This window comes from Mesorhizobium sp. M0408, from assembly GCF_040321495.1.
Lineage (GTDB): Bacteria > Pseudomonadota > Alphaproteobacteria > Rhizobiales > Rhizobiaceae > Mesorhizobium.
Window position 1 is genome coordinate 154,554 of record NZ_JAMYRO010000008.1, and the last position, 24,295, is coordinate 178,848.

General features: G+C 63.2%; 20 protein-coding genes and 1 pseudogene. 12 read left to right on the forward strand and 9 right to left on the reverse strand.

Going from position 1 to position 24,295, the window contains the following annotated elements; genetic code table 11:
• The first annotated feature begins 2 nt into the window (after positions 1–2).
• The 9 genes from NKI67_RS12065 (at position 3) to dhaK (ending at position 8,271) form a co-directional block, all read left to right on the forward strand.
• Positions 3–1,115 (forward strand): ABC transporter ATP-binding protein, encoded by a 1,113-nt coding sequence (locus tag NKI67_RS12065; protein ID WP_023676333.1) that lies wholly within the window; start codon positions 3–5, stop codon positions 1,113–1,115.
• Positions 1,108–2,121 (forward strand): ABC transporter ATP-binding protein, encoded by a 1,014-nt coding sequence (locus NKI67_RS12070; protein WP_023676332.1) that lies wholly within the window; start codon positions 1,108–1,110, stop codon positions 2,119–2,121. Before NKI67_RS12065 ends, NKI67_RS12070 begins: the two co-directional genes overlap by 8 nt.
• A 67-nt stretch (positions 2,122–2,188) precedes the next feature.
• Complete coding sequence (locus NKI67_RS12075; protein WP_023676331.1) at positions 2,189–3,832, forward strand: dihydroxyacetone kinase subunit DhaK; 1,644 nt, start codon at positions 2,189–2,191, stop codon at positions 3,830–3,832.
• An 81-nt stretch (positions 3,833–3,913) separates the two neighbouring features.
• Positions 3,914–4,516, forward strand: a complete 603-nt coding sequence (gene dhaL, locus NKI67_RS12080; RefSeq protein ID WP_023676330.1) for a dihydroxyacetone kinase subunit DhaL — start codon at positions 3,914–3,916, stop codon at positions 4,514–4,516.
• Positions 4,513–4,902: a dihydroxyacetone kinase phosphoryl donor subunit DhaM gene (dhaM, locus tag NKI67_RS12085; protein WP_352448466.1), complete on the forward strand. Its 390-nt coding sequence runs from the start codon at positions 4,513–4,515 to the stop codon at positions 4,900–4,902. The genes dhaL and dhaM overlap by 4 nt, the downstream gene beginning before the upstream one ends.
• Before the next feature lie 22 nt (positions 4,903–4,924).
• A complete protein-coding gene (locus tag NKI67_RS12090) occupies positions 4,925–5,227 on the forward strand; it encodes an HPr family phosphocarrier protein (protein ID WP_023676329.1) in 303 nt (100 codons plus the stop codon).
• Positions 5,211–6,827 carry a phosphoenolpyruvate--protein phosphotransferase gene (gene ptsP / locus NKI67_RS12095; protein ID WP_023676328.1) on the forward strand — a complete coding sequence of 539 codons (1,617 nt, stop codon included), beginning with the start codon at positions 5,211–5,213 and terminating at the stop codon, positions 6,825–6,827. The genes NKI67_RS12090 and ptsP overlap by 17 nt, the downstream gene beginning before the upstream one ends.
• An 8-nt stretch (positions 6,828–6,835) precedes the next feature.
• The gene (locus NKI67_RS12100; protein WP_023676327.1) at positions 6,836–7,258 is read left to right on the forward strand and encodes a hypothetical protein; all 423 of its coding nucleotides are present in this window, start codon (positions 6,836–6,838) and stop codon (positions 7,256–7,258) included.
• 26 nt (positions 7,259–7,284) lie between these two features.
• Entirely contained in the window at positions 7,285–8,271 is a 987-nt protein-coding gene (dhaK, locus tag NKI67_RS12105; RefSeq protein ID WP_352645375.1) for a dihydroxyacetone kinase subunit DhaK, read from the forward strand.
• Positions 8,272–8,555: 284 nt separating this feature from the next.
• On the opposite strand, the gene NKI67_RS12110 is transcribed toward dhaK, so the two are convergent.
• The gene (locus NKI67_RS12110; protein ID WP_023676324.1) at positions 8,556–9,347 is read right to left on the reverse strand and encodes a DUF2259 domain-containing protein; all 792 of its coding nucleotides are present in this window, start codon (positions 9,345–9,347) and stop codon (positions 8,556–8,558) included.
• A 170-nt stretch (positions 9,348–9,517) separates the two neighbouring features.
• Here NKI67_RS12110 and NKI67_RS12115 point away from each other — a divergent pair, with 170 nt between their 5' ends.
• Complete coding sequence (locus tag NKI67_RS12115; protein ID WP_023676323.1) at positions 9,518–11,425, forward strand: propionyl-CoA synthetase; 1,908 nt, start codon at positions 9,518–9,520, stop codon at positions 11,423–11,425.
• Between the two features lie 193 nt (positions 11,426–11,618).
• A complete protein-coding gene (locus NKI67_RS12120) occupies positions 11,619–12,320 on the forward strand; it encodes a metallophosphoesterase family protein (RefSeq protein ID WP_352645377.1) in 702 nt (233 codons plus the stop codon).
• Between the two features lie 15 nt (positions 12,321–12,335).
• On the opposite strand, the gene NKI67_RS12125 is transcribed toward NKI67_RS12120, so the two are convergent.
• From NKI67_RS12125 to NKI67_RS12150, 6 genes are all read right to left on the reverse strand, one after another.
• A complete protein-coding gene (locus NKI67_RS12125; RefSeq protein WP_023676321.1) occupies positions 12,336–14,756 on the reverse strand; it encodes a polysaccharide biosynthesis tyrosine autokinase in 2,421 nt (806 codons plus the stop codon).
• Between the two features lie 149 nt (positions 14,757–14,905).
• Complete coding sequence (locus tag NKI67_RS12130; protein ID WP_023676320.1) at positions 14,906–15,802, reverse strand: UTP--glucose-1-phosphate uridylyltransferase; 897 nt, start codon at positions 15,800–15,802, stop codon at positions 14,906–14,908.
• A 75-nt stretch (positions 15,803–15,877) separates the two neighbouring features.
• Complete coding sequence (locus NKI67_RS12135) at positions 15,878–16,828, reverse strand: glycosyltransferase family 2 protein (RefSeq protein WP_023676319.1); 951 nt, start codon at positions 16,826–16,828, stop codon at positions 15,878–15,880.
• On the reverse strand, positions 16,818–17,768 hold the full coding sequence (locus NKI67_RS12140; RefSeq protein ID WP_023676318.1) for a glycosyltransferase family 2 protein: 951 nt from the start codon (positions 17,766–17,768) through the stop codon (positions 16,818–16,820). Before NKI67_RS12140 ends, NKI67_RS12135 begins: the two co-directional genes overlap by 11 nt.
• On the reverse strand, positions 17,768–18,760 hold the full coding sequence (locus NKI67_RS12145) for a glycosyltransferase family 2 protein (RefSeq protein WP_023676317.1): 993 nt from the start codon (positions 18,758–18,760) through the stop codon (positions 17,768–17,770). The genes NKI67_RS12140 and NKI67_RS12145 overlap by 1 nt, the downstream gene beginning before the upstream one ends.
• Before the next feature lie 11 nt (positions 18,761–18,771).
• Positions 18,772–19,944 (reverse strand): glycosyltransferase family protein, encoded by a 1,173-nt coding sequence (locus NKI67_RS12150; protein ID WP_352645380.1) that lies wholly within the window; start codon positions 19,942–19,944, stop codon positions 18,772–18,774.
• Positions 19,945–20,246: 302 nt separating this feature from the next.
• Between NKI67_RS12150 and NKI67_RS12155 the strand changes: the two are divergent.
• Positions 20,247–21,299, forward strand: a pseudogene (locus NKI67_RS12155) (polysaccharide pyruvyl transferase family protein); the annotation flags it as partial.
• 222 nt (positions 21,300–21,521) lie between these two features.
• On the opposite strand, the gene NKI67_RS12160 reads toward NKI67_RS12155, so the two are convergent.
• Both NKI67_RS12160 and NKI67_RS12165 read right to left on the reverse strand, forming a co-directional pair.
• Positions 21,522–22,985, reverse strand: a complete 1,464-nt coding sequence (locus NKI67_RS12160; RefSeq protein ID WP_023676315.1) for a lipopolysaccharide biosynthesis protein — start codon at positions 22,983–22,985, stop codon at positions 21,522–21,524.
• Positions 22,982–24,268 (reverse strand): glycosyltransferase, encoded by a 1,287-nt coding sequence (locus tag NKI67_RS12165; RefSeq protein WP_245274683.1) that lies wholly within the window; start codon positions 24,266–24,268, stop codon positions 22,982–22,984. Before NKI67_RS12165 ends, NKI67_RS12160 begins: the two co-directional genes overlap by 4 nt.
• Positions 24,269–24,295: the final 27 nt, after the last annotated feature.

Sequence of the window (24,295 nt, forward strand, 5' to 3'; positions counted from 1 at the left end):
CGATGGCCGAGATCAGGGTCGAACATCTGAGAAAGGCATTCGGCGATTTCGTCGCCGTGCAGGATTCCAACTTCGTCGTCGAGGACGGCGAATTCTTCGTCATGCTGGGGCCGTCCGGCTGCGGCAAGACGACGACGTTGCGCATGATCGCCGGGCTCGAACTGCCGACCGGCGGCAAGATCCTGCTTGGCGGCGAGGACGTCACCATGCGGCGTGCCCGCGAGCGCGACATCGCCTTCGTCTTCCAGCTGTTCGCGCTCTATCCGCACATGAATGTGCGGAAGAACATCGGCTTTCCACTGCTGGCGCAAGGCATGCCAGGCGCTGAAATCCGGAGCCGAGTGGAGGAGACGGCGAAGCTTTTGCGGATCGACCATCTGCTCAACAAATCGGTCTCCGGGCTTGCCGGCGGCGATCGCCAGCGCGTGGCGCTCGGCCGCGCCATCGTACGGCGGCCAAAATGTTTCCTGATGGATGAGCCGCTCGGCACGCTCGACACCGAATTCCGCGACCTGATGGTCCATGAATTGCGAGAACTGCACAACCGCATCCACGCCACCACCGTCTATGTCACGCATGACCAGATGGAAGCGATGTCGATGGCCGACAAGATCGCGGTGATGAACCACGGCGTCATCGAGCAGTTCGGCACGCCGCGCGAGATCTACGACCGGCCGGCGACGATGTTCGTCGCCGACTTCATCGGCTCGCCGCCGATGAATTTCCTCGGCTTCGGCGGCGGGCTTTCAAAGGGCGCCAGGGAAATTGTTGTGCAAGGCGCGAAGGTGGCCGTGCCGGAGATCCGCGAGGACGTCGCGCCGGCCGAGATGGCGCTTGGCATCCGACCGGAGCACATCCGCTTCGACGACGCTTCGAAGCTGCGCGGTGCTATTTACGGCACGGAATATCTCGGCACCACTCAGATCGTGGCGGTGGAGACAGCAGACGGCATCATCAAGGCCAGGGTGCCGGCCGAAATCCGGCTCAATCCGGGCGATCATGTGGGCCTGGCGCTGAGCAGCGCGCGGCTGTCGCTGTTCGCAAAAGGATCCGGCCGTGCGGTGCGCACCGAAATCCATGACTCGGCCTCCCAGGGGAGAGCACATCATGGCTGACGTTCACATCAAAAGCGTGACCAAGGCTTTTGGCGAGCATGTCGCCGTCGACAATCTCGACCTGCATATCGCCGACGGGGAATTCGTCGTGCTGCTCGGGCCGACCGGCGCCGGCAAGACGACGACGCTCAGGCTGATCGCCGGGCTGGAGCGTCCGGAAGCGGGCTCGATCCATATTGCCGGCCACGACACGACGACGCTGTCGCCGGCCGAGCGCGACACCGCTTTCGTGTTCCAGCAATATTCGCTCTATCCGCATCTGTCGGTTTACGACAACCTCGCCTTTCCGCTGCGCTCGCCAGCACGGAAAATGCCGGAGGATCAGATCCGCCGCCGCGTCGAGGACGTGGCCAAGATGGTGCGCATCCACCACAAGCTGAATAATCGCTCGACCAAACTCTCTGGCGGCGAGATGCAGCGCGTCGCCATCGGCCGCGCTTTGGTGCGCAAGCCGTCGATCTACCTGATGGACGAGCCGCTGTCGTCGCTCGACGCCAAGCTGCGCGCCGATCTCAGGCTCGAGCTGAAGCGCATCCAGGCGGAACTCGGCGCCACAATGCTCTACGTCACGCACGACCAGATCGAAGCGATGACCATGGCCGACCGCATCGGCATTCTCGCCGACGGCGTGCTGGTGCAGATCGGTTCCCCGCGCACGATCTATTCTGAGCCGGCAAACCTTCACGTCGCCGCAAGGCTCGGCCAACCGGCAATCAATTTGTTGCCGGTCGGACTGCTGCCGGATGGCGGCGCGCCGGCGGGAACAAAGACGATCGGTGCTCGTACCGAACATCTTTCGATCGAGAAGGCGGCGAACGGCCATGCCGACGGCGTCGTCGATTGGGTCGAGCATCTCGGCGACCAGAACCATCTGCATGTGACGGTGGGGACCAGGAAGCTGGTGACGCTAACCGACCCCGACACCGACCTGGCGCAGGGCGACAAGATCATGATCCGCTATCGCTCGCCGCTGTATTTCGGCCCCGATGGGCGACGGCTGATGTGAGCGCTGCGCGAGTGTTTTCCTGGCACCTTTCAACCGGCAATTTCGGGCACCGGACTGGACCAATTCGATGAAGCATTTTTTCAATCGCAGGGATACGATCGTAACTGAGGCCCTGGACGGCTTCCTCGGTACGACCGGCGCCGGCGATCTCGCTCGCCTCGACGGCTATCCCGAGATCAAGGTCATTCTCCGCGCGAACTGGGATAAGACCAAGGTCGCGGTCATTTCCGGCGGCGGGGCCGGGCACGAACCTGCCCATGCCGGCTTTGTCGGCATTGGCATGCTGACGGCGGCGGTTTCGGGCGAGATCTTTGCTTCGCCGAGCGTGGAAGCGGTATTGGCCGCCATCCGTGCGGTGACCGGTCCCGCCGGGTGCCTGCTGATCGTCAAGAACTATACCGGCGATCGCCTCAACTTCGGCTTGGCCGTCGAGAAGGCGCGCGCCGAAGGCTTCCGCGTCGAGATGGTGATCGTCGCGGACGACATTGCCCTGCCTGATATTGCCCAGCCGCGTGGCGTGGCCGGCACCTTGTTCGTGCACAAGATCGCCGGCCACCTGTCGGAAGCCGGCATTGACCTGGCGGCGGTTGCCGCGGCGGCGCGGGCAGCGGCGGCGGATATCGTTTCGCTCGGCATATCGCTGTCATCCTGCTCGATCCCCGGTCAGAGCCATGAAGAAAGATTCGGGGCGGACGATGCCGAACTCGGCCTCGGCATCCATGGCGAACCGGGCGTTGAGCGGATTGCGGTGCAAAGTGCCGAAAGGCTGGTTGCGATCATGTCGGAGCGCCTTGCCGCGCGGCTCGATCCGGTCAGCGACTACGCCTTGCTGATCAATAATCTCGGTTCGGTGCCACCGCTGGAAATGTTGCTTGTCGCCAATGCGGTACTGGCTTCACCGCTGGCACAAAAGGTGACGCTGACAATCGGGCCCGGGCAGCTTATGACCGCGCTCAACATGAACGGCTTTTCCCTGTCGCTGATCCGGCTCGATGCATCGCGCGAAGCGGCGTTGCGGGCGCCGGTAGGCCCTCACGCCTGGCTGCCGGCAAGAGCCGTTCGCCAAGCCAGCGTCGTGCCGATGGCCAAAGCCGCCGGCCCGAACAACGCGTCGAAAGCCAGCCAGGACGCACGCACCGACCGGTTGGTTGTCGCGGTCTGCGACCGGCTGATCTCGCTTGAAGGCGCGTTGAACGGACTGGATGCCAAGGCGGGAGACGGTGACACCGGATCGACTGTGGCGGCCGGTGCGCGCAGCGTGCTTGGCCGCATTGCGACACTGCCGCTCGCTGACCCTGCCGCAACGCTCGCCGCCGTCGGCGATATCCTGAGCGCCAGCATGGGCGGCTCTAGCGGCGTGCTGTTGTCGATCTTCTTCACCGCCGCCGCGCTGGCGCTGGAGTCTGGCGAAACGCTTCCCAAGGCGCTTCTCGCCGGCCTCGATCGGATGTCCTTCTATGGTGGAGCGAGGGTCGGCGATCGCACGATGATCGATGCCCTGGAACCCGCCTTGAGGGCGCTGGATAGGGGGAGTCTGGAAGATGCGGCGGTCGCGGCGCAACGCGGAGCCGAGGCCACCGCTGCCATGCGCAGGGCCAAGGCCGGGCGGTCCGCCTATATTGGCAGCCAGCTCGACGGCGTGGTCGACCCCGGCGCCTTTGCCGTCGCCGAGGTCTTCACTGCCCTCGCTGCGTTGCTCGAACCCGCTTGACTGGGGAAAAGAATGCTTCAATTGCCGGATATGCAATTTTCTCGTACTGCCGGCAGCGCAGGGGCCAGGAGCATGGGTGATATGGCGGCAGCGGATATTTCCAGGCTGATCGAGGCGGCGGCAAACACGATCGCCGCACATGCCGAAGAGCTGACCAGTCTCGACCAGGCCATCGGCGACGGCGACCATGGGCTCAACATGAAACGCGGCTTCGAGGCAGTGCGGGCCGAGGCCGGCGCGTTTGCGGCAAAGCCGTTGCCCGAGGCGCTGAAGGCGATCGGCACCAAACTGGTGATGACCGTCGGCGGAGCTTCCGGTCCCTTGTTCGGCACGCTGTTCATGGCGCTCGGCAAGGAGATTTCCGCCGCGCCGGGTCGCGCCGACCTGGCGGCGGCCTTCGGCAAGGCGATCGAAGCGGTTGCCGCCAGAGGCAAGTCGCAGGCCGGGCAAAAAACCATGCTCGACGTGCTGCAGCCGGTGCATGAGGCCCTGCTGCAGGGAAAGACGGCAGCGGACATCGTCGAGATCGCCGACAACGCGGCCGACGCGACCGTGCCGATGAAGGCGCTGCGTGGGCGCGCCTCATTCCTTGGCGACCGTTCGATCGGTCATATGGATGCCGGCGCACGCTCGACTGCGCTTCTGGTGCGAGCCGTAGCCGAGGCAATCGAGAGGCGCGCATGAGCAATGTCGGCATCGTCATCGTATCGCATTCGCCGCTGGTCGCCGAAGGCACCGCCGACATGGTGCGGCAGATGGTCGGCAACGAAGTGCCGCTTGCATGGTGCGGCGGAAACGGCCATGGCGGGCTGGGAACCAATGTCGAGGCGATCATGGGCGCCATCGACAAGGCCTGGTCGGAGGCGGGGGTCGCGATCCTCGTCGATCTCGGCGGTGCCGAGACCAATAGCGAGATGGCGGTCGAGATGATCGGCGAACCACGCGCCCAGAAGATCATCGTCTGCAATGCGCCGATCGTCGAAGGCGCGGTGATGGCGGCGACCGAGGCTTCCGGCGGCGCCTCGCTCAGGGAAGTGGTGGCGACGGCGCACGAATTGTCGCCGTCGTGAACGAACGGGAATTTTGACAAGCATGTCCGCAGCAGCCGAAGCCAGCGTCCTGATCACCCATGAGGTGGGACTGCATGCGCGTCCTTCGGTGAAGTTCACCAAGCTTGCCAAGACGTTTTCGGCCGACGTCGAGATTGCGCTCGCCGCCAACGGGCCATGGTTCGACGCCAAGAGCATCGTCAAGGTGATGGCGGCGAAAGCGCCGAAAGGCACTGTCCTGCATATCAGAGCCAAAGGGGACGGCGCCGGCGAGGCGGTCGGCGCACTGGTCGAGCTGGTGCGGCGCGATTTCGACGAAGGCAAGGACCATGCCCGAACCGCTTAGGCTGCAGGGCATTTCGGCATCGGCCGGCTATGCCGAGGGGCCGCTGTTCGATCTGGGCCAGGCTGCTGTGCGTTATGTCCGCAAGGCGACTGCCGCGGACGAGAAGGCGGCGCTTGAGGCCGCCATCTCCATTGCCGCAGGCCGGCTCGCGACATTGATCGAAACCAGCGACAGCGAGGCGGCCGGGATCCTCGAATTCCAGCTCGCCATGCTGGAGGACGACGCGCTGACCGGCCCGGCCTTTGCGCGAATTGCCGAGGGCATGGCTGCTGATGTGGCTTGGCGAAAAGCGCTCGACGCCGAGATAGCCGGCTATGAAACATCCGAGCAGGACTATTTCCGGGCGCGCGCGGCCGACATGCGCGACATACGCGACCAGGTGCTACGCGCGCTTGCCGGGGGCGGCGACATTGCCGCGCCGGCAGGTGCGATCTTCTACGGCGAGGATATCGCACCGACGCGCTTCCTCGAAACCGACTGGAGTGCCGGCGGCGGCATAGCACTTACGGCCGGAAGTGCCGCAAGTCATGTCGCAATGCTGGCACGCTCACGCGGCGTGCCAATGGTGGTGGGGTTGGGGCTCGTAGCGCGTGGGGTAGCCGGGCCCGGTGCTTCGCCGGCTCAGCTTGTCGGAATCGCACTGCTCGATGCCGAACATGGCGGCATCGTGTTGGCGCCTTCGAAAGCGGAGATCGAGGCATTCCGGCGATCGTCGTCGTCTTTCGCGGCGCATCGCGACAATGCGGTAGCCTATTTGACAAGGCCGGCAGCAACGAAGACCGGCATAGCGGTCCACGTGCAGGTGAATATTGCCGATCCGTCCGATGTCGACCGCATCGATGCTGCGGCGTGCGACGGTGTCGGGCTGATGCGGACCGAATTCCTGTTCGGCAAGACGCTGCCGGACGAGGAGACGCAATATCGCGCCTACCGTAGAGTGCTGGAATGGGCAGGCGACAGGCCGGTGACGATCCGTACTGTCGATGCGGGCGGCGATAAACCTGTGCCGGGCCTGACCGTCGAGGAAGGTAATCCATTCCTTGGCCTGCGCGGGATCAGGCTGTCACTGATGCGTCCGGCGGTCTTTCGTGTGCAGATCCGCGCTTTGCTACGTGCTGCCATGCACGGCAATCTGAAGGTGATGTTCCCGATGATCGCCGTTCCGGAAGAGTATGAACACGCCACCGCGCTGTTCGCTGAGGAGCAGGCTGACCTTTTGGCGCGCGGCATCGCGCACAAAATGCCGCCGCTTGGCATCATGGTCGAGGTGCCGTCGGTGGCCATCGCACCGGAGGCATTCGCCAAGGCCGCCTTCTTCTCGATCGGCTCGAATGATTTGACCCAATACGTGATGGCCGCCGCGCGCGACAATGCGTCGGTCGCACATCTGAATTCCGTCAGGCACCCAGCCGTGCTCCGGCTGATCGCCTCGGTTGCCGCCTTCGGCCGCGAGCATAATATCCCGGTCAGCCTGTGTGGCGATGCCGGCGGCGACCCCGCCTCGATCCCGGCGCTGCTCGAAACCGGCCTGCGTGACCTCTCCGTCGCTCCCGCCCAACTCGCGATGGCCAAGGCGGCCATCGCGGACGTTTCGATCTAGGCCCCGGTATGGCAGACAAGGCGTCGCAATCCGGCCCCGAAGAGGCGATCCGCGCCTACAAGACGATCCTGTCGCAGGTGATCGACCAGCGCCCGTCCGGCATGCGCCAGCGCCTCGCTGATGCGCTGGGCAAGCATCGCAGCTTCGTCACGCAGATTTCCAGCCCGGCCTATTCGACGCCGATCCCGTCGAAGCATTTGCCGGCTATCTTCTCCGTCTGCCATTTCAGCCCGGCCGAACGCGATCATTTCCTTGAGGCCTACCATCGGGCGCATCCGGGAAAGATGTCGCTGGCCGCAGGCTTGCGCAAGACACGCCATGTCTCGCTGATCGTTCCCGATTTCGGCGACGACAAGCAGAACGCGGCGCTCGACCGGGCGGTCAACGATTTCATCCAGAAGATCACCAGCATCGCCGGCAAGGGCAGCTGACGCTGGGCTATTTCGGGAGGACGGCCATGAAGAAATTTTTGAATTCGGTCGATACGGTGCTGACCGAGAGCCTCGACGGCTTCGTTGCCGCGCAGGCCGATATCCTGGCGCTTGGCGAGGAACACAAATTTGTCCGCCGCAAGCTGCTCACACCGGGCAAGGTGGCGCTGATCTCCGGCGGCGGCTCGGGTCACGAGCCGCTACATGGCGGGTTCGTCGGGCACGGCATGCTGGATGCGGCCTGCCCCGGCCAGGTATTCACCTCGCCAACGCCTGACCAGATGATGGCGGCGGCCGAAGTCGTCAATACGGGCGCCGGCTGCCTGTTCATCGTCAAGAACTACGAGGGCGACGTGATGAATTTCGACATGGCCGCTGAAATGTCGGAAGGCGTGATGCAAATCGTGACCAATGACGACGTTGCGGTCGAAAACTCGTCCTACACCACCGGCCGGCGCGGCGTCGCCGGCACGCTGGTGGTCGAGAAAATCGTCGGCGCGGCGGCCGAACAAGGCATGGCACTGGAGCCGTTGAAGGCGCTCGGCGAGCGCGTCAACGGCGCGACGCGCTCGATGGGCGTGGCGCTGACCAGTTGCACCGTGCCGGCGGCGGGCAAGCCGACCTTCAATATCGGCGATGGCGAGATGGAGTTCGGGGTCGGCATCCACGGCGAGCCTGGGAGGCGGCGCGACACATTGAAAAGCGCCGATGCTATCGCCGAGGAGATCTGTACCGCAATCCTGGGTGACCTGGGCGACGGTGCCAGAGGCCAGGCGCTACTCTTCGTCAACGGCTTTGGCGGCACACCGTTGATGGAGCTTTATCTGATGTACAACAGCGCCCGCAAAATCTTCGAGAAGCACGGCGTGACGGTGACCCGGTCGCTGGTCGGGTCCTATGTGACCTCGCTCGACATGGCCGGCTGTTCGATCACGCTGAGCATGCTCGACGACGAGGCGGCTGTTTGGTGGGATGCACCGGTACATACGGCCGCGCTGCGCTGGGGCATGTAGCGGCGGAGAATGCCCCAGAAATAGTCGGTGACAAGACCGGTATCGGCAACGCCGCGCATCGCCAGACAGTTGCCCTCCTCACCCTGCGTAAGATAAAGAATCTGCGGGTTTGGGGAGTTCGAGCATGCGTTACAATTGGGATCGGGCGCCGACGGGTTTCGAGCGCCATGGAAAGGTGCTGGCAGCCGCCTTGCTGATCGTCGGCGGGGTCGGACTTATGCTCGCTGCCCTCCCGCTTTAGGGACAACAAACTCGGGTAGCGGACTACGTCTCAGCGCGTTGCCTCAGTGCGCCTGGCCAGTCACGGCGATGAAACGGCGGTCGCGCCCTTCAAATCCCTGGCTGAAGCGCTGCACGAGCACCGCAAGCACGCCCGGTTTTCCATCCGGGGTGAATGCGTAAGATTCCGACAGGCTGTAGGAAGTCGGGCAATTCCTCGAACCGGGCACCGCCTTGTCCTCATGCAGCAGCTTGATCGGCTTGCCGTCCTGACCCTGCAGCGTCAGGCGAAAGCCGAGCGCCTTGCCGGTCGTTTCGCCTTGCTGCGTCGCGTCGAAACTCGCTGAACAATCCGCCGTGCTGTCGGCACGGATCTGCTCGAGCTGGATGGTGCCAAGCTCGTCATAGGCCGGCGAAAGCCATTTTTGCGAAACCTGCTCGAGGCGCGCAATGTCATTGTAGGCGACCATGTCGTCGGGAAAGGTGAACCTGTCCAAGGCAGTCCGCTCGCCGCGCGGCGCGATGGCATATTTGGCCAGCAAGGGCGCCGCCAGTTCGGCGGCCTGTGCCCTCGCCTGCGCAAGCGTCAATGTCGAATCCTCCGTCTCGTCGGCGATGACGATCGGCTTGCCGCCGACGAACTCATCGGTCCGCGTGTCGATGATCTCGATCTCCGACCAGCCCGAATCCGAAGCACCGGCATCGAGCGTGCCGTACTGTTCGAAGGCGAAGTAGTTGCCGTCTGGCGAAAAGCCGATGACGCGCCGGGCCGCCGCGTCGCCTGCCTGAGCAGCTGAAGCGAGCACCACCGCCAGCGTCGCAACCGCGGCAAACCCAAGCTCATATCGCAATTTCATCGCGCCCTGCCCCTAATGCCGAAAATTCGAACGATACCGGCCCCCAGACCACCATGACCCGCACTTGCGGCCAAGTTAGAACGACAGCAAACGAAACGCACAAATACATGGTTACACAAACCAGCATACGCTATTTCAAGGACAGCAAACATTCCTGGGGAGGAAGCTGGATGGCGTCACGCTACCACGAGGTCTATGACGGCTGGAAACGCGACCCGGAAAAATTCTGGGCCGATGCCGCCGGCGCAATCGACTGGTTCTCGCCCTTCGAGACGGTGTTCGACGCCAATGCCGGCGTCTATGGCAGGTGGTTCGTTGGCGCCTCGTGCAACACCTGCTTCAATGCCGTCGATCGTCATGTGGCGGGCGGCCGTGCCGACCAGATCGCGTTGATCCATGACAGCGCGATTTCGGGCACAATCAGGAAATTCACGTATGCCGAGTTGAAGCGCGAGGTGGTCGCGCTGACCTCGGTGCTCAAGAATCGTGGCATCCAAAAAGGCGATCGCGTCATCATCTACATGCCGATGGTACCGGAAGCAGCCTTCGCAATGCTTGCCTGTGCGCGGATCGGCGCCGTGCATTCGGTGGTCTTCGGCGGCTTTGCCTCGCATGAGCTCGCCACCCGCATCGACGACGCCAAGCCGAAGCTGATCATCTCCGCTTCCTGCGGCCTGGAGCCAGGGCGCGTCGTTGCCTATAAGCCGCTGCTCGACAAGGCGATCGAGATGTCGCGGCACAAGCCGGAAAGCTGCCTTATCCTGCAGCGCGACCAACTGCGCTGCGAACTCAGGGAAAACCACGATATCGACTATGCCGACGCCGTGGCGCGGGAGCGGGCCGCGGGTGCCAATGTCGACTGTGTTCCGGTGCTTGCCACCGATCCGCTCTACATCATCTACACGTCGGGCACGACCGGCCAGCCGAAGGGAATCGTGCGCGACAATGGCGGCCATATGGTCGCGCTGAAATGGTCGATGGAAAACGAGTTCGGCGTCAAGCCGGGCGAAGTGTTCTGGGCGGCTTCCGATGTCGGCTGGGTGGTCGGCCATTCCTATATCGTCTACGGCCCGCTGCTGCATGGCTGCACAACGATCCTGTTCGAGGGCAAGCCGGTCGGCACGCCCGATGCCGGCACCTATTGGCGTGTGATCGCCGAGCATGGCGTCGTCGCGCTGTTCACCGCGCCAACCGCCTTTCGCGCCATCAAAGGACAGGACCCGAAGGGCGAATTCGTCCCGAAATACGACCTGTCCAAATTCCGGACGCTGTTCCTCGCCGGCGAGCGCGCCGATCCGGAAACCATCAAATGGGCGGAGCAGAAATTGACCGTGCCGGTGATCGACCATTGGTGGCAGACCGAGACCGGCTCGCCGATGACCATCAACCCCGCCGGACTGGGCCTGCTGCCGGTCAAATACGGCTCGCCCGGCGTGCCGATGCCCGGTTATGACATCCGCGTGCTCGACGATGCCGGGCATGAGGTCAAGCGTGGTACGCTTGGAAATGTCGTGGTGAGATTGCCGTTGCCCCCCGGCTGCCTGCCGACGCTGTGGAATGCCGACGAGCGGTTTCGCCAAGCCTATCTCGACGAGTTCCCCGGCTTCTACAAAACCGCGGATGCCGGCATGATGGACGAGGACGGCTATCTCTATGTCATGGCTCGCACCGACGACATCATCAATGTCGCCGGCCACCGGCTATCGACCGGCGCCATGGAGGAGGTTCTGGCCGCGCATCCCGACGTCGCCGAATGCGCCGTCGTCGGTATTGCCGATGCTATGAAAGGCCAGGTTCCACTCGGCTTCGTCGTGCTGAATGCCGGCGTCGACCGCGACGCCGGCATCATCGAAAACGAGGTTGTCACCCTGGTGCGCGAACGGATCGGCCCGGTCGCTGCCTTCAAGACGGTGGTGACGATCAAGCGCCTGCCGAAGACGCGCTCCGGCAAGATCCTGCGCGGCACCATGCAGAAGATCGCCGACAAGGAGGAATGGGCCATGCCGGCAACGATCGACGACCCGGCCATCCTCGACGAGATCACCGCCGCGCTGAACCGCCGCGGCATCGGCCTGTAAGGGGCGCCGAAGCCGAGTTGCGTCCGAAGCTCCGGTATGGAACGACCGGCGCCGGACGTGGTATCCACGCGCGGTGTCGTCATGTTGTTTCGGAATCGAGACGCACCCACAGCCATGCGAGATGCCATACGTGACCCTGTTCCAGCGATCGAGAAAGCCCCAGGCCGCGGCACGCCAGCGGCTGGAGATCGATATGCGGGGCGCAGTCGTCTATGCGATCGGCGACGTGCATGGCTGCTACAAGGAACTCCGCGCCCTGGAGCAGAAGATCCTGCTCGATTCGGCGCCCTTCGAAGGGCGCAAGCTCATCATCATGCTTGGCGACTACGTCGATCGTGGACCCCAGTCGGCGCGTGTGCTCGATCATCTGCTGGCGCCACCGCTCCATGATTTCCAGCGCATCTGCCTTGCCGGCAACCACGAAGTTGTGATGCTGAACTACGTCGACGGGATCATTTCGAGAGAGTCGTGGCTGGCGATAGGCGGCCTGCAAACGCTGTTTTCCTACGGCGTCGACCCGTCGCGCATGGCCGATCTCTATGGGTCAAGCGAGGAGGTCGACAAGCGCATTCGGGACGTCATTCCAGCCGACCACATTAGCTTCATGCGCGCGCTGCCGGTCATGGTCTGTTCGGCGAAATTCGTGTTCGTCCATGCCGGCATCAGGCCCGGCATCGACCTCGCCGCGCAGGACGAGGACGACCTGCTGAATATCCGTTCGGACTTTTTCGACGCTGCGCATCTTCTCGACCGCTATGTCGTGCACGGACATACGCCGGTCGACACTCCGAAGCTCGAGGGACGCCGGCTTGGCATAGACACCGGCGCCTTCCAAACCGGCCAGCTGACCGCCCTCAGGATCATCGACAACCGCGCCAGGTTGATATTTTCCTGAGCGCGATGTCGTCGCTCAGGCGGCTGCCTTGGTGCGCGCTTCCGATTTTTCCAGATAGTAGCTCGAATATTTGTCGAAGAATTTTTCCGAGCCGCCGATCGCGCCATATTTGGCCAGCTTCTTCAGTTCGACCTTGTTCAGCACCGCGCCAATGATTTTCTTGGCGATGTAGGGCTCCGAGCTGAGCATGGATTGCACCATCGCACGCGGCGTGCGTCCCCACTCGGTGACCAGCACGAAGCCGTCGACAAGCGGAGCGAAGGCCTTGGCGTCGACGACAGGCCCGAGCGGCGGCAGATCGACGATGATGTATTCGAAGGTTTCCTTGGCGTTATCGATGAAACGCCGCATGCCGGCTGAAGACAGAAGCTCGCTGGTATGCGAAAACTGGCCACGCAGGACAGCCGGGATGATAGCCAGCTTGGTCTGCCGGTCGATCTTGCCGACCGACTGCCATGTCTGCCCGCTCACCACAGCTTCCATCAGGCCCTGCTCGGCCTCCATACCGAGGCTGCGGCTGAGGCCGGGATTGCGCAGGTCGCCGTCGATCAGCAGCGTTTTCGATCCGTTGACGGCAAGCAACCCGGCAAGATTGGCCGCCACCGTCGACTTGCCTTCGCCGGGAAGCACCGAGACCACGCCGATGACCCGGCTGCCCTGGCCCTCCATGACGACGTCGAAGGCGATCTTTGCGTTGCGCAGCGTCTCGGAGAACATCGATGCCGGTGCATCGACGGTTACCCGCATCCGCGCACGTTTTTCGGCTGCCGACAATGTTTTGGAGGGCTGGGATTTAGAGGACTTGGCGGTCTTGGATTCAACGACCTTGACGTCAGGCTGACCGCCATTGCGCTGGTCATCCTTGCCAGCCTTGCCGATGACCGGCAGATAGCCGAGGAATTTGAGGCCGACCCGGTCGCGCACATCCTCGCCGGTCCTGAAGAAGCGTTCTCTGAATTCATTCAGGCCACCAACCCCTGCCCCCATCATTATGCCAAGCGCCAGCGAAAGCCCCAGCACGATGGCCGTGCGCGGGGTTGCGGCCGACTGCGGCATCGTCGCGTCCGAGATGACCCGGATCTTGCCGACCGGGAAGGATTGCTGCTGGGCGGCCTCCTCATAGCGGTTCAGGAACGTCTGGTAGAGCGTCGACAGCGCCGTCGCCTTTTGGTCCAGCTCACGCAGCTTGACCTGCGACTGGTTGTCGATGGAGCTCTTGCCAGCCGCCAAGGCGACATTTGCGCGGAGCGCGGTTTCGCGCGCCAGAGCGACCTCGTATTCGTTGCGGTAGCTTTCGGTCAGTTGCTTCAGCTCGCCGAAAATCTGCGCCGATATGTCGGCCTTCTCCTTGGCGAGCGCGACGGCCTGCGGATGTTGCGGGCCGAAATTGGCTTCGACGTCCTGCTGCCGCTTGGCGACGGTGAGATAGCGGTTCTTCAGCGTCGTGATGACGGAGCTGCTCGGCTGGTCGTTCGATATCGCGGCGTCCTTGAATGCATTGTCCGAGCCGCTTTCGACGATCGACTTGTACTGCTGATAGCGGGCGCCGGCACGTGCGGTATCGGCCTGCGCGACGATCAGCTGGGTGTTGAGATCGGACAATTGCTTGTCGCTGATCAGCTGGCCGTCATTGACGGCCAATCCGTGTTCGGCCCTGAACTTTTCGACCGCTAGTGCAGCCGCCTGGGAGCTCTCACGAAGCTCGGTCAGCCGGCCTTGCAGCCAGACCGCCGCCCGCTCGGTCGCGTCGAAGCTGGCATCGAGCTGATCGGCGAGATAGGCGTCGGCATAGGCCTTGGTGATGGCGGTCGCAAGCGCCGGATCCGTCGCCTGGAAGGAGATGCTGATGACAAAGCTTCGGCCGATCCGCTCGGCATCGAGTTGGGTCTGCAGTTTGAAGATTGCATAGTCGCGGGGCGACGACGATGCGGTGATCGCGTCACGCGTCGCAGCATCAAGCTGAGCGACATCGGTTGTGCTCGCGGCGCGCTTGGGGCGGACAGACTGGATGATACCGCGAACAAAGCCAGCAACCTTCGACAGGGCCGATGTCGGAGGGTTCATGAAAGCGTCGTTCTGATCGAGCTTCAGCTTGTCGACGACCACCCCAGCCAGCCTGGCCGACTGTAGTATTTCGATCTGGCTCAGAACGGCGGAGTCGGTCTGCATGCTGACCGACGCCGCCGAAATGTCGTCGACGACCTTGTTCAATCCTTCGTCGATCAGCACGCTGCTCGTCGCCACATAGGTAGGAGGCGTTGTCTGCAAGTAGAGCACGCCGAGAAAGAGACCGATGACGGCGCAGGCGGCAACCACTTTCGCCTGCCGCGCGGCCATGCCAAGCAGGCGCTCGATGTCGATGAAGTCTTCGGCGTTTGCCGCATTTGAAGCCGGCAATGGCGTCCTCTTGTCGACAGGAAAATTGGCATAGTTCATCTTCGGTCCAATTCTAGTTTGCAGGCGCTACCGCCTCGAAGGTCGGGACATAGGGTGCAAACCTTGCGCCGGACAGTGCGCGTTACGCGCGGCGCAACGGCCTGTCCTGCGTCATCAGCCGCACCCACAATGCCTCGAAAAAATGGACATTATGCGGCTTCTTCCCGACGCTGATGCGACCGGACGAATTCCTGCAGCATCTCGAAGATCGGGCCCTTCATGTCCTCCCGCGCCAGCGCGAAAGCGACATTGGCCTGGATGAAACCCTCCTTCGAACCGCAGTCGAACATGCGGCCGTCGAAAGGCTGGGCGAAGAAGGCCTGGGTCTGTGCGAGACGCACCATTGCGTCGGTCAGTTGTATCTCGTTGCCGGCGCCGCGCTGCTGGCTGGCCAGCAACGAGAATATCTCGGGCTGCAGGATGTAGCGGCCGTTGATGTAGAAGTTCGATGGCGCGTTGGCAGGAGCCGGCTTTTCGACCATGGCCGTCACCTCGAAGCCCGTGCCGACATCAGCGCCGCGCCCGACAATGCCGTATTTGCTGGTCTCGGTCGGATCGCAACGCTCGACGGCGATAACGTTTGCGCCAGTCTGCGCATAAAGATCGGCGACCTCGGCGAGACACCCGCGCCCGCCGAAGGACACCATGTCCGGCAAAAGCAATGCGAAGGGCTCGTCACCGATGACTTCGCGCGCGCACCAGACGGCATGGCCGAGGCCTTGCGGCGACTGCTGGCGGATGAAGCTCGTCGCGCCGGCGACGGGAAGCAGGCTTTCAAGGGATTCGAGTTGCGCCTTCTTGCCGCTCTGCTCCAGGGTTCCGATCAGTTCAGGATGCAGGTCGAAATAGTCCTCGATCACCGCCTTGTTGCGGCCGGTGACGAAGACGATGTGCTCGATGCCGGCCTCGAACGCCTCGTCAACCGCATATTGCACGACAGGCCTGTCGACCACCGGCAGCATTTCCTTCGGCATGGACTTGGTCGCCGGCAGGAACCGCGTTCCGAGCCCCGCCACCGGTATGACTGCCTTCCTGACTTTTTTCATTGCATGTTCCTTCTGAGGAGATCGATTTCAACCCTGTCGCAGGCGGCGAAACTGTCTTCATTCACCTGCAGCCCTTCACCTCCCCGCCACCACGGCAAACTGTGCCGCTACCCTTCGCAGCCGGACGGCGATCGGCATGCTCATATGCCGAACCGCCGCCGGATCGCTGAGCGCCGTCCATATCGCCTTGAGCGGGGACCGCGCCTTGATGTGCTGGACCAGCGACAGGAATGATGCCGCCCGGCGCAGGCTGCGAGCGCGCCTGGCGAACGCCGCCTCGGCCGCAGCATCCATGGAATGGGTCGCGGCGAAGGTGGCATCGGCCCTGCGCATCGCCTCGACGTGATGAAGTTCGAGCACCCGGGAGATGGAGCCGGTGCGAATGTGGTAGATATAGCCCGTCGTCGGCTCGACCACGCATTTGCCCCCCTTGGCCAGAGCACTGGCCAGGAGGATATAGTCTTCGCCAATGATCAGGCTTTCATCGTAACGCAGCCCGTTCTCGTTCAGGAACCGGCGCTGGAAGATCGGCTTGAGGTAGCCGAGATTGAACCTCGATTCGAAGAGGACGTTGCCGCCGATGAAATCCGCCAGCGAGATTTCACCGAGGCCTTCCAGATAGTCGGCCGGGAACATCGTCTCTTCGGCAACGCCATCCTCGCGAACGACCTGCAGATTATCGACCGCGATTTCGGCGCCCGCTTTCTCCGCGCGTTCGATCATGGTGCAGAGTCGCCCGGGATAGACCGCGTCGTCGGAATCGAGGACCGCGACCCACCTGCCGCGTGCAAGCTCAAGGCCGGCATTCCTGGCGCCGCCGGGGCCACGGTTTTGCTCAAGCGCGACAACGCGTACGATGTCTTCGGGGTAGGATCTCGCCAGGTCGAGCGTCCGGTCGCGCGACTTGTCGTCGACGACGATGACCTCGACGCTGATATTGCGCTGGGCGACGGCGCTGGCAATCGCCCGATCGATGGTCGCCTCGGCATTGTAGGCGGCAATCACGAAGCTCACGTCAGGCTGCACGCTTGCCCCCTTGCTGCGGCGAAGACAGGCCGTATTGGCGGATTTCACGAACCCCGACGAGGCCGCTGACGACGCCGACATGCATAATGCCGCGAAGCACGCTGCGGTTCCGGCGTACGGGGTCGATGGCGACCGGAATTGCCGACAGGAAACTGTAGGCGGCCTTTGCCGCGGCAATGCCGACCTGCTTGAGCCGGGCAAGGCCGTGTGCGTTGCGCCCCAGAAGATGACCATGCGTCTGCCCAACGCGGAACCGGCGGCGGCCGAGCCAGTCGAATGCCGCCCTGGCAGGTGGCACCGCTTCGTCGACCCAAGCCTCCGGCGAAAAGGCGATGCGGCCGCCGGCCTTGACCATCTGGTCGAAGAATTCCGTATCTTCGCCGCCGGTCTGGCCACGTGCCAGGCTGAAGCGCCGGCCGCGCAGGCTCTCAGCGCCAATCCTGAGCAGGACGTTGCAGGTGTAGCCGGTGCGGATTTCGCCGCTCACCCAGACCGGCAAGGTCGAGTGGAAATCGCCTTTGCGCATCCAGGCGGGCGCATCCGGCAGGTAACGGGCTTGCACCGGCCCAAGCACCGTCGCAGCACCTGTTGCTTCTGCCGTCGCCACCAGTTCGGCAAGCCAGCCAGCGGTGGCCGTCTCGTCGTCGTCGATAAAGGCGACGAAATCCGCCGCACTGGTATCGAGGCAAGCGTTGCGCGCGATCGAGATGTTGCGGGCCGGGGCGTGCCGGTAGGTCACCGGCAGCTTCAACTCCCCCGCCAGCTTGGCGACCAGCGTTTCGGCCGTCGGCGTATCGTCGTTGTCGGCGATGACGATACCGACGTCGAACCCCGCAGGCATGTCCATGGCCGCTATGGAGCGAAGCGTGTCGGCAAGCTCCGGCCGGCGGAATGTGCAGACGCAGATATCGATGCTTCGATTTTTCCTGACCGGGTCCATCACGCTACCCCGCGCTGCGGTCGCGGTGCGAGCAGTTGCAGCCAGAAACCGACCGACCAGCCGAAATGCATGATCATTGCCGAGACCCCGGCAAGCGCAATGTCGGCTTTGCGCTGGCTGACGGCGGTCCAAAAGCCGTAGCCGAGGCAGACCGACGCCCATAGCAAAAGCGGCACGGCCGCCAGCCAGTGGACGAAGGAAAAGGCGGCGAGAAGAACCACGGGGAACACCAGAAGCGGCACCATCTGCCGGATCTTCGGGATCATGCGGTGCTTGAGAACGTTCTTCGCCCGGCCACGGCCATAGCCGAGATATTGAAAATAGAGGCCCTTCAGCGAGGAGCGCGGGTAGTAGACCATTTGCGTCTTGCCGGTCATCCAGATACGGTAGCCGGCCTGGCGGAGCCGATAGTCGAGTTCGGCATCCTCATTGTGGCTGAAGGTTTCGTCATAGCCGCCGACCGCGGTGAAGGCCGATATCCGTATCAGTGCGTGGTGGCCATGATCGACCCATTCTCCCGCCGAAAGATGCCGGTGCTTGGAGCCGCCGGTGCCGAGCCTGGAGTTCTGCGCCGCTGCCGCTGCTTTCTGAACCATGCCGCTGCCACTGGTCAGCATCGAGACGACGACCGAATCCGCACCGGTGGCCTGCGCTTCTTCGACCAGCCGGTCGCAATAATCCGCAGGATAGCCGCCATGCGCGTCGATGCGAATGAGATAGTCGACGCCTTCCCCGAACCTGGCGACGGCGAGATTGATTGCCGCGCTCTGCAAGCGCTTTTCATTGTGCAGCAGGATCACCCGCTGATCTTTTGCGGCGATGTCCGCGACGATCGTCCTGGTGCCGTCCGTGCTGCCGCCATCGGCAACGATGATCACGGCGTCCAGCCTCTCGGCCGCAGGGCGGAGCTCTCGAAGCAACGCGCCGATATGGGCCGCTTCGTTCAGGCACGGAACCACGATCATGCAGGATGGAATTTCGGTTTGCGTCATCGGCAGTCCTTCTATGCCAATGCTTCGGCAGCATATGGACCGGGAGCCGCAGTCAGCCCGCGGAGCTTTTCGACGAGCGCCCGGCAATCGGCGCGGTCGTAGCTCCAGGTGCGCGGATTGCGGGCGAGAACACGCGCCCTCAATGTCTCGAACCGATGCTGCTCCATCGTGCCGACGGCGGCTTCGAGCGCCTCGGGCGTGGCTTCTGGCAAAAGAACCCCTATGCCTTGCCGGTCGAGGAACCGGCCGGTTTCGGTGGCTCCCATCGAAATCGGCACGGCTCCGAAGCGGCAGCCCTCATAGAGCCGGTTGGGCAGCAGCCATTCGGAGTTCAGGCCCTGCTCAAAAAAGTCGATGGCCCAGGAAAAGTGAACCTCGCGGTAGATCGCCGCCATGTCCTCGGGATTGCGGTAGGGCCCGCCAAACGAGAGCCAGGGTTCCGATTCGACAAAACCGTGGAAATCGGGAAATTCGGACAGCGCCGGGCGGCCCCTGAGGACGATTTCAAAGCGGCCGTCGAGGCGGCGCGAAAATTCGGCCAGAAGCTCCAGGGAACGGCGGCAGCGGAGCGCCCCGAACCAGCCGATCCGCCAAGGCGGCGCTACGGGGTTCTCCGGCGCCGCGCGGTCATCCAGCGAGGCCGCGGCTGGCTCGAAATACTTGTTTTCGAGCAGTTCGACCGGGGCGGCAATCTGTCCGAACGGCTTGAAATAGTTGGCGATGAAGGCCGGAGAGCTGGTCACCAGAAGCTTCACATCCCTGGCCAGGAAGCGTTCTGCGCCGCGCATCGCCCAGCCCAGCGGATCGTCGCGAAGCAGCAGGCGATGGATATCCAGGCACTCGTAGACGATCGGCACCGTTGCCTGGAAAGCCGACCTGGCGCGGCGGGCAAGCGCCAGCATTTCCAGATTGCGCGCGATAATGAGGTCGGGCCGTGGCATTGAGCCCAGCTTCGAGCCGGTCGAGACGACTGCCTTCATGATCGCGGCCAGACGTTGGGCGAATCGGCCATCACGAGTCGGGCCGAGATCGATCGGCTGCAAGCCCTCGACATCAGCAACTGCGCTTGCCGTACGACGAAAGCCCGCCAGCGTAACCTGGGCGCCGCCTGCCTTGAGCATTATGATCCGCCGGCGCACTGCCGGGTCGGAGACGTCGTGTACCAAGTACAAGACATGCAGCATGAAAACTCGACCGCTGTTGGCCCGCCCGCGACAATGCTAGTACAGCTCTTGCTGCATCGCAACATTTTTGGTTGCAGCGTAGCAAAGATCCCCGTTTTTTGTTGCACTGCAAAATCGATGGGTTAATCTCGCTCTGCTTGGGCCACATGGACCGCGCGTTGGCCTGCCATCGGGCTGCGCGCCAATAATCACGACGCGAGGACCATCCTTGGCGTGCAGCATTTTCGGCCAACCCGCCTGCAATCCGCCCCTTCGCACCCGTCGATGGAAGCACGGGACTACTCACGAAATGAGGTCATTCCATGAAGATCGCGGTTGAAAACACCGTCTGCCTGAATACCGGGGATGCAGCGATTCTCCTGGCGATCCGCCATGTTTTCAAGACGATCGTGCAAGACGATATCCAGTTCTGCGTCTTCGACAGCCAGCCGGAGGTGGCGGCGAGGCTCTACACGAAGAAAGAGTATCCTGATCTCGAATTCCACAAGCTGCTGTCGGAATCGCTGTTCCGCTACAAATACGGCAGCGGGCTGAAGAACCTGTTCAAGCCGATCTACAATCGGCTCGTCCTCAATGCCCTGCGGCGGTTCGGCATCCGCGGCGTTCTCGGGCGTTTGTTCAGCTCAAGCAATCGCCGTGGTCTCGAGATCTACAAAGGCGCCGACCTCGTGGTCACGACAGGCGGAACCTATCTTGTCGAGACTTACAATCTGGAACGGCGACTCAATCAATTCCGGATCGACGCGATTCTGGGCAAGGACCCCGTCTTCTTCACGCAATCGCTCGGCCCGTTCAACAAAAGTTACAATCGCCAGGAGTTGAGCCCAATCTTCGATCGGAGCCCGCTCATCCTGCTGCGCGACGAACGTTCGCGAGGCCACATTGTGGACATGGTGAAAGACCCCGGCAAATGCCACGTCGTGGCCGACGCCGTCTTTGCCCTGGCCGACACCGACAGGATCGGAAAAATTCTGGCCTCCGGCCAGTCGGCGACCGTCACCGGCCGCGTCGCCATTTCCGTCCGTCACTGGAACTATGTCAGCGACGGCGAGGGCGGCATGCGCCGCTACATCGACTCGATCCGCGCGATCGCGACCATCCTGGTCAGGGACCACGCCAAGGAGGTCACCTTCGTCTCCACCTGCCAGGGCGTGCCGGAATACGCCCATGATGATTCCAAGACGGCGCGGGCTATCGTTGCCGAACTCGATCCGGAGATCGCCAAGCATGTCAGCGTGGACGCTTCGTTCCACACGCCGGAGCAACTGATGGCACTGGTGAAAGGCTTCGACTTCGTTGTCGCAACGCGCATGCACATGATGATCATGTCGCTCTGCGTCGGCACGCCGGTGCTGCCGATCGCCTATGAATTCAAGACCAAGGAACTCGCCAAGCGGATCGGCGTCGCCGACCTGCTGCTCGACATCGACACGGTGACGCCCGAGGAAGCGAGCGAGAAGCTCGGCAGACTTACCGCCAATCTCGACCTCTATCGCAGGACGAGCCTTCAGGCAGTGCTTGAGGAGCATGCGTCGGCGATGTCGGCAGGTGAGCTTTTGAGGCCGGTGATTGCCGGCCTAGCGGGCGTTGCGCATGGCGCTGGAAAGCGTGGTGAACAGGGCGCTGCGCGACTGGCGAAGGGCAAGCATGAGGACCAGGCCGATCGAATAATTGAGGGCAACCGCCAGGACCACCGCGAGCAGGTCTGACTGGCTGGTCAGCGATGCCGGCAACTCCCGGTACACGGACCAGGCAAGCAGCGATGACGCGATGAAAAGCCCCTGCATGACCAGGAAGTCGGCTGCGGTCACCGGGCCGACCCGGTGGACAAGAACGGCAAGCACCGGGACGCGCAGCACATAGCCGCTGATCGCATAGGCCGCCGCGACACCGACGGCGCCCCAGTGCAGGCCGATGATGAAGGCGGCGACCGTCGTCAGCGACGAGTAGATGCCCCAGTGGAACATGGTCTTGGTCTTGCCCTGGCAGATGAAGATCCAGCCGGTGGTGCTCGAGACGGACTGGATCAGGCTGGCGATGCCCAGCCAGGCGAAGATCGGCGCCACCGCCGTCCAGCGCTCGCCGAAGAGAAGCCCGACGACCTGGTCCGACGTCAGCGTCAGCGCCGCGATGCCGGGCATAGTGATGGCCGCCAGCATCCAATTGGTTCGCACATAGATGTCGCGAAACCGCGCCTTGTCCTCATGGATGCGGCTCAGCAGCGGCACCATCACGCGTGTCAGCGGCTGGTTGATGTTCTGCAGCGGAAACAGCAGGAGCTTGTAGGCGCGGTCATAATAGCCGAGCTCGATCGCGCCCGAATATTTTCCGATCAGGATGTTGTCGAGATTGCGCGAGAAGAAGTTGGCCAGATTGAAGCCGGTCAGATTGGCGCCGAAAGACAATATGTCGGTATCGACCTTCAGGTCCGGCCGCGACGGCGTCCAGCGCGCCACCTGCCATGCCGCGGCCAGCGCGACAACGGCCGATACCGCAGGGCCGATGACCAGCGACCAGTAGCCCAGCCCCGCATAGGCGGCGATTGCGGTAGTCGCAAGTCCGGCAGCAGCGGTTATCACGTCGTTCAGCGCGAGCTGGCCAAAGCGCAAGTGACGGTTCATCAGCGCCAGCGGCACCGCGGCGAGGCTGCCAAGCAGCAGCGGCAAGGCAGAGCCGATGGTGATCCCCACCATGCGTTGATCGCCATAGAAGGCAGCGATGGCGGGCGCCAGGCATGCAACCACCACGGCACTGCCTATCCCCACCAGCGCACTGATCCAGAATACCTGGTTGAGCTGCTCGGTGCTGATATCCTTGCGCTGGACCACGGCCTGTTGCAGGCCAAGATTTTGAAGCAGCCCGACAAAGGCCACGATCGGCCCGACGGAAGCCACCAGGCCGAAATCCTCGGGCACGAGCAGACGCGCAAGCACGATGACGGAGAGAAACTGGATCGCCATCTTAAAGCCTTGCGCGCCGATCGTCACCACGCCGCCGCGCAGGGCGACGCGACCGAACTGGGGGGGCGGGTTGGCGTTCATGCCGGCTGCCTGGCTTCGGCCAGTTGAGCAACGATCTGCGCAAAACGTTCGTTGAGTACGTCCGCGTTGAAATCCTGCTCGATCTTGCGGCGCGCCGCACGTGCGATGCGCTCGCATTTGTCCGGGTTCTCGGCCACCCAGACAAGCTTGCGGGCCAACGCCGCAACGTCTCGCTCCGGTGCGAGGAAGCCTGTCTCCTGATCCTCGATCAGTTCGGGGATGCCCGAGTGATAGGTGCTGACGACGATCAGCCCGGCGGCCATAGCCTCCATCAGCGCCACCGGAATACCCTCGAGATCGCCGTCTCGCGCGGCAACGCTAGGCAGCAGGAATACGTGGGCATTGCGCAGGCGCTGCTTGACCTCGGCGTGCGGACGCGGCCCGAGGAAAGTCACCCGGTCGGCAATGCCGAGATTTGCGGCGAGCTTCTTCAACTCTTCCAGCAATTCGCCGCCGCCAATCACCGAATAGACCCAGTCGCGCCGCGGCAGGCTGGCGAGCGCCCGAAGGGCGAATTCGATGCCCTTCTTTTCGGTCAGCCGGCAGACCGAGATGAAGGACAGCGTGTCCCGGTCCCAGGAACGCCAATGGTAGCCGATCTCACCGGGCCGCACGCCCATATGGTGAACCATGACTTGCGCGGGGGGTGCGCCGACGCCGATCAGGGCGTCGCGGAAAAACGCGTTCACCGGGAGCTGGAGAACGCCCTTGTCGAAGACAACCTTGTAGCGCGTGAGCGTGTTGTCATGCAGCGGTTCGCCAACATCGCGGCCGTGGAATATGGTCACCAGCGGAGCGGAAATCCGGCCTCGTTTCATGGCGCGGGCGACGCGCATGCCGTTATTGCCGAAATGCGCGACGATCACATCGGCGTCCTGCAATTTGCGCGCAAAAGCGATGTCGATAGCGGTCGAGAGCTTATCCCAGAACCTGCCCGACCATCTCCTGAGCGTCGGGCGAAAGCGCCCCAGCCCGCCCCACCAGCAGACGACCTTGCCAGGGAGAGCCTGCCAGCGGCGATCGTCGATGTTGCGGTCCTTGCCGAAGGACGTCTCGTTGCAGACGACGCCGACTTGCATGCCGCGCTCGAGGCACCCTTCTATCTGGTCGAGGACGAAGGTCTCCGACAAAGAGGGGAACTTATCAACTACGAAGCAAATCTTCATCGGATGGACGATCTTTCGAGGCCGGTCGGCGATCTGCTCGCGCGGATGAGGGCTGACGCCCGTCGCTACCGTGCGAGGCGCCTCAAGCGTCTGGTGTTGTGCGTGTCGTTGTCCCAAGGCAGCTCCCACCCCGGTCAGGCGCGA

Bases quoted from the DNA above. Each gene is read 5' to 3' on its own strand.
- NKI67_RS12065 (WP_023676333.1), top strand. From the start codon at position 3: ATGGCCGAGATCAGGGTCGAACATCTGAGAAAGGCATTCGGCGATTTC.
- NKI67_RS12070 (WP_023676332.1), top strand. From the start codon at position 1,108: ATGGCTGACGTTCACATCAAAAGCGTGACCAAGGCTTTTGGCGAGCAT.
- NKI67_RS12075 (WP_023676331.1), top strand. From the start codon at position 2,189: ATGAAGCATTTTTTCAATCGCAGGGATACGATCGTAACTGAGGCCCTG.
- dhaL (WP_023676330.1), top strand. From the start codon at position 3,914: ATGGCGGCAGCGGATATTTCCAGGCTGATCGAGGCGGCGGCAAACACG.
- dhaM (WP_352448466.1), top strand. From the start codon at position 4,513: ATGAGCAATGTCGGCATCGTCATCGTATCGCATTCGCCGCTGGTCGCC.
- NKI67_RS12090 (WP_023676329.1), top strand. From the start codon at position 4,925: ATGTCCGCAGCAGCCGAAGCCAGCGTCCTGATCACCCATGAGGTGGGA.
- ptsP (WP_023676328.1), top strand. From the start codon at position 5,211: ATGCCCGAACCGCTTAGGCTGCAGGGCATTTCGGCATCGGCCGGCTAT.
- NKI67_RS12100 (WP_023676327.1), top strand. From the start codon at position 6,836: ATGGCAGACAAGGCGTCGCAATCCGGCCCCGAAGAGGCGATCCGCGCC.
- dhaK (WP_352645375.1), top strand. From the start codon at position 7,285: ATGAAGAAATTTTTGAATTCGGTCGATACGGTGCTGACCGAGAGCCTC.
- NKI67_RS12110 (WP_023676324.1), bottom strand. From the start codon at position 9,347: ATGAAATTGCGATATGAGCTTGGGTTTGCCGCGGTTGCGACGCTGGCG.
- NKI67_RS12115 (WP_023676323.1), top strand. From the start codon at position 9,518: ATGGCGTCACGCTACCACGAGGTCTATGACGGCTGGAAACGCGACCCG.
- NKI67_RS12120 (WP_352645377.1), top strand. From the start codon at position 11,619: ATGCGGGGCGCAGTCGTCTATGCGATCGGCGACGTGCATGGCTGCTAC.
- NKI67_RS12125 (WP_023676321.1), bottom strand. From the start codon at position 14,756: ATGAACTATGCCAATTTTCCTGTCGACAAGAGGACGCCATTGCCGGCT.
- NKI67_RS12130 (WP_023676320.1), bottom strand. From the start codon at position 15,802: ATGAAAAAAGTCAGGAAGGCAGTCATACCGGTGGCGGGGCTCGGAACG.
- NKI67_RS12140 (WP_023676318.1), bottom strand. From the start codon at position 17,768: ATGGACCCGGTCAGGAAAAATCGAAGCATCGATATCTGCGTCTGCACA.
- NKI67_RS12145 (WP_023676317.1), bottom strand. From the start codon at position 18,760: ATGACGCAAACCGAAATTCCATCCTGCATGATCGTGGTTCCGTGCCTG.
- NKI67_RS12150 (WP_352645380.1), bottom strand. From the start codon at position 19,944: ATGCTGCATGTCTTGTACTTGGTACACGACGTCTCCGACCCGGCAGTG.
- NKI67_RS12160 (WP_023676315.1), bottom strand. From the start codon at position 22,985: ATGAACGCCAACCCGCCCCCCCAGTTCGGTCGCGTCGCCCTGCGCGGC.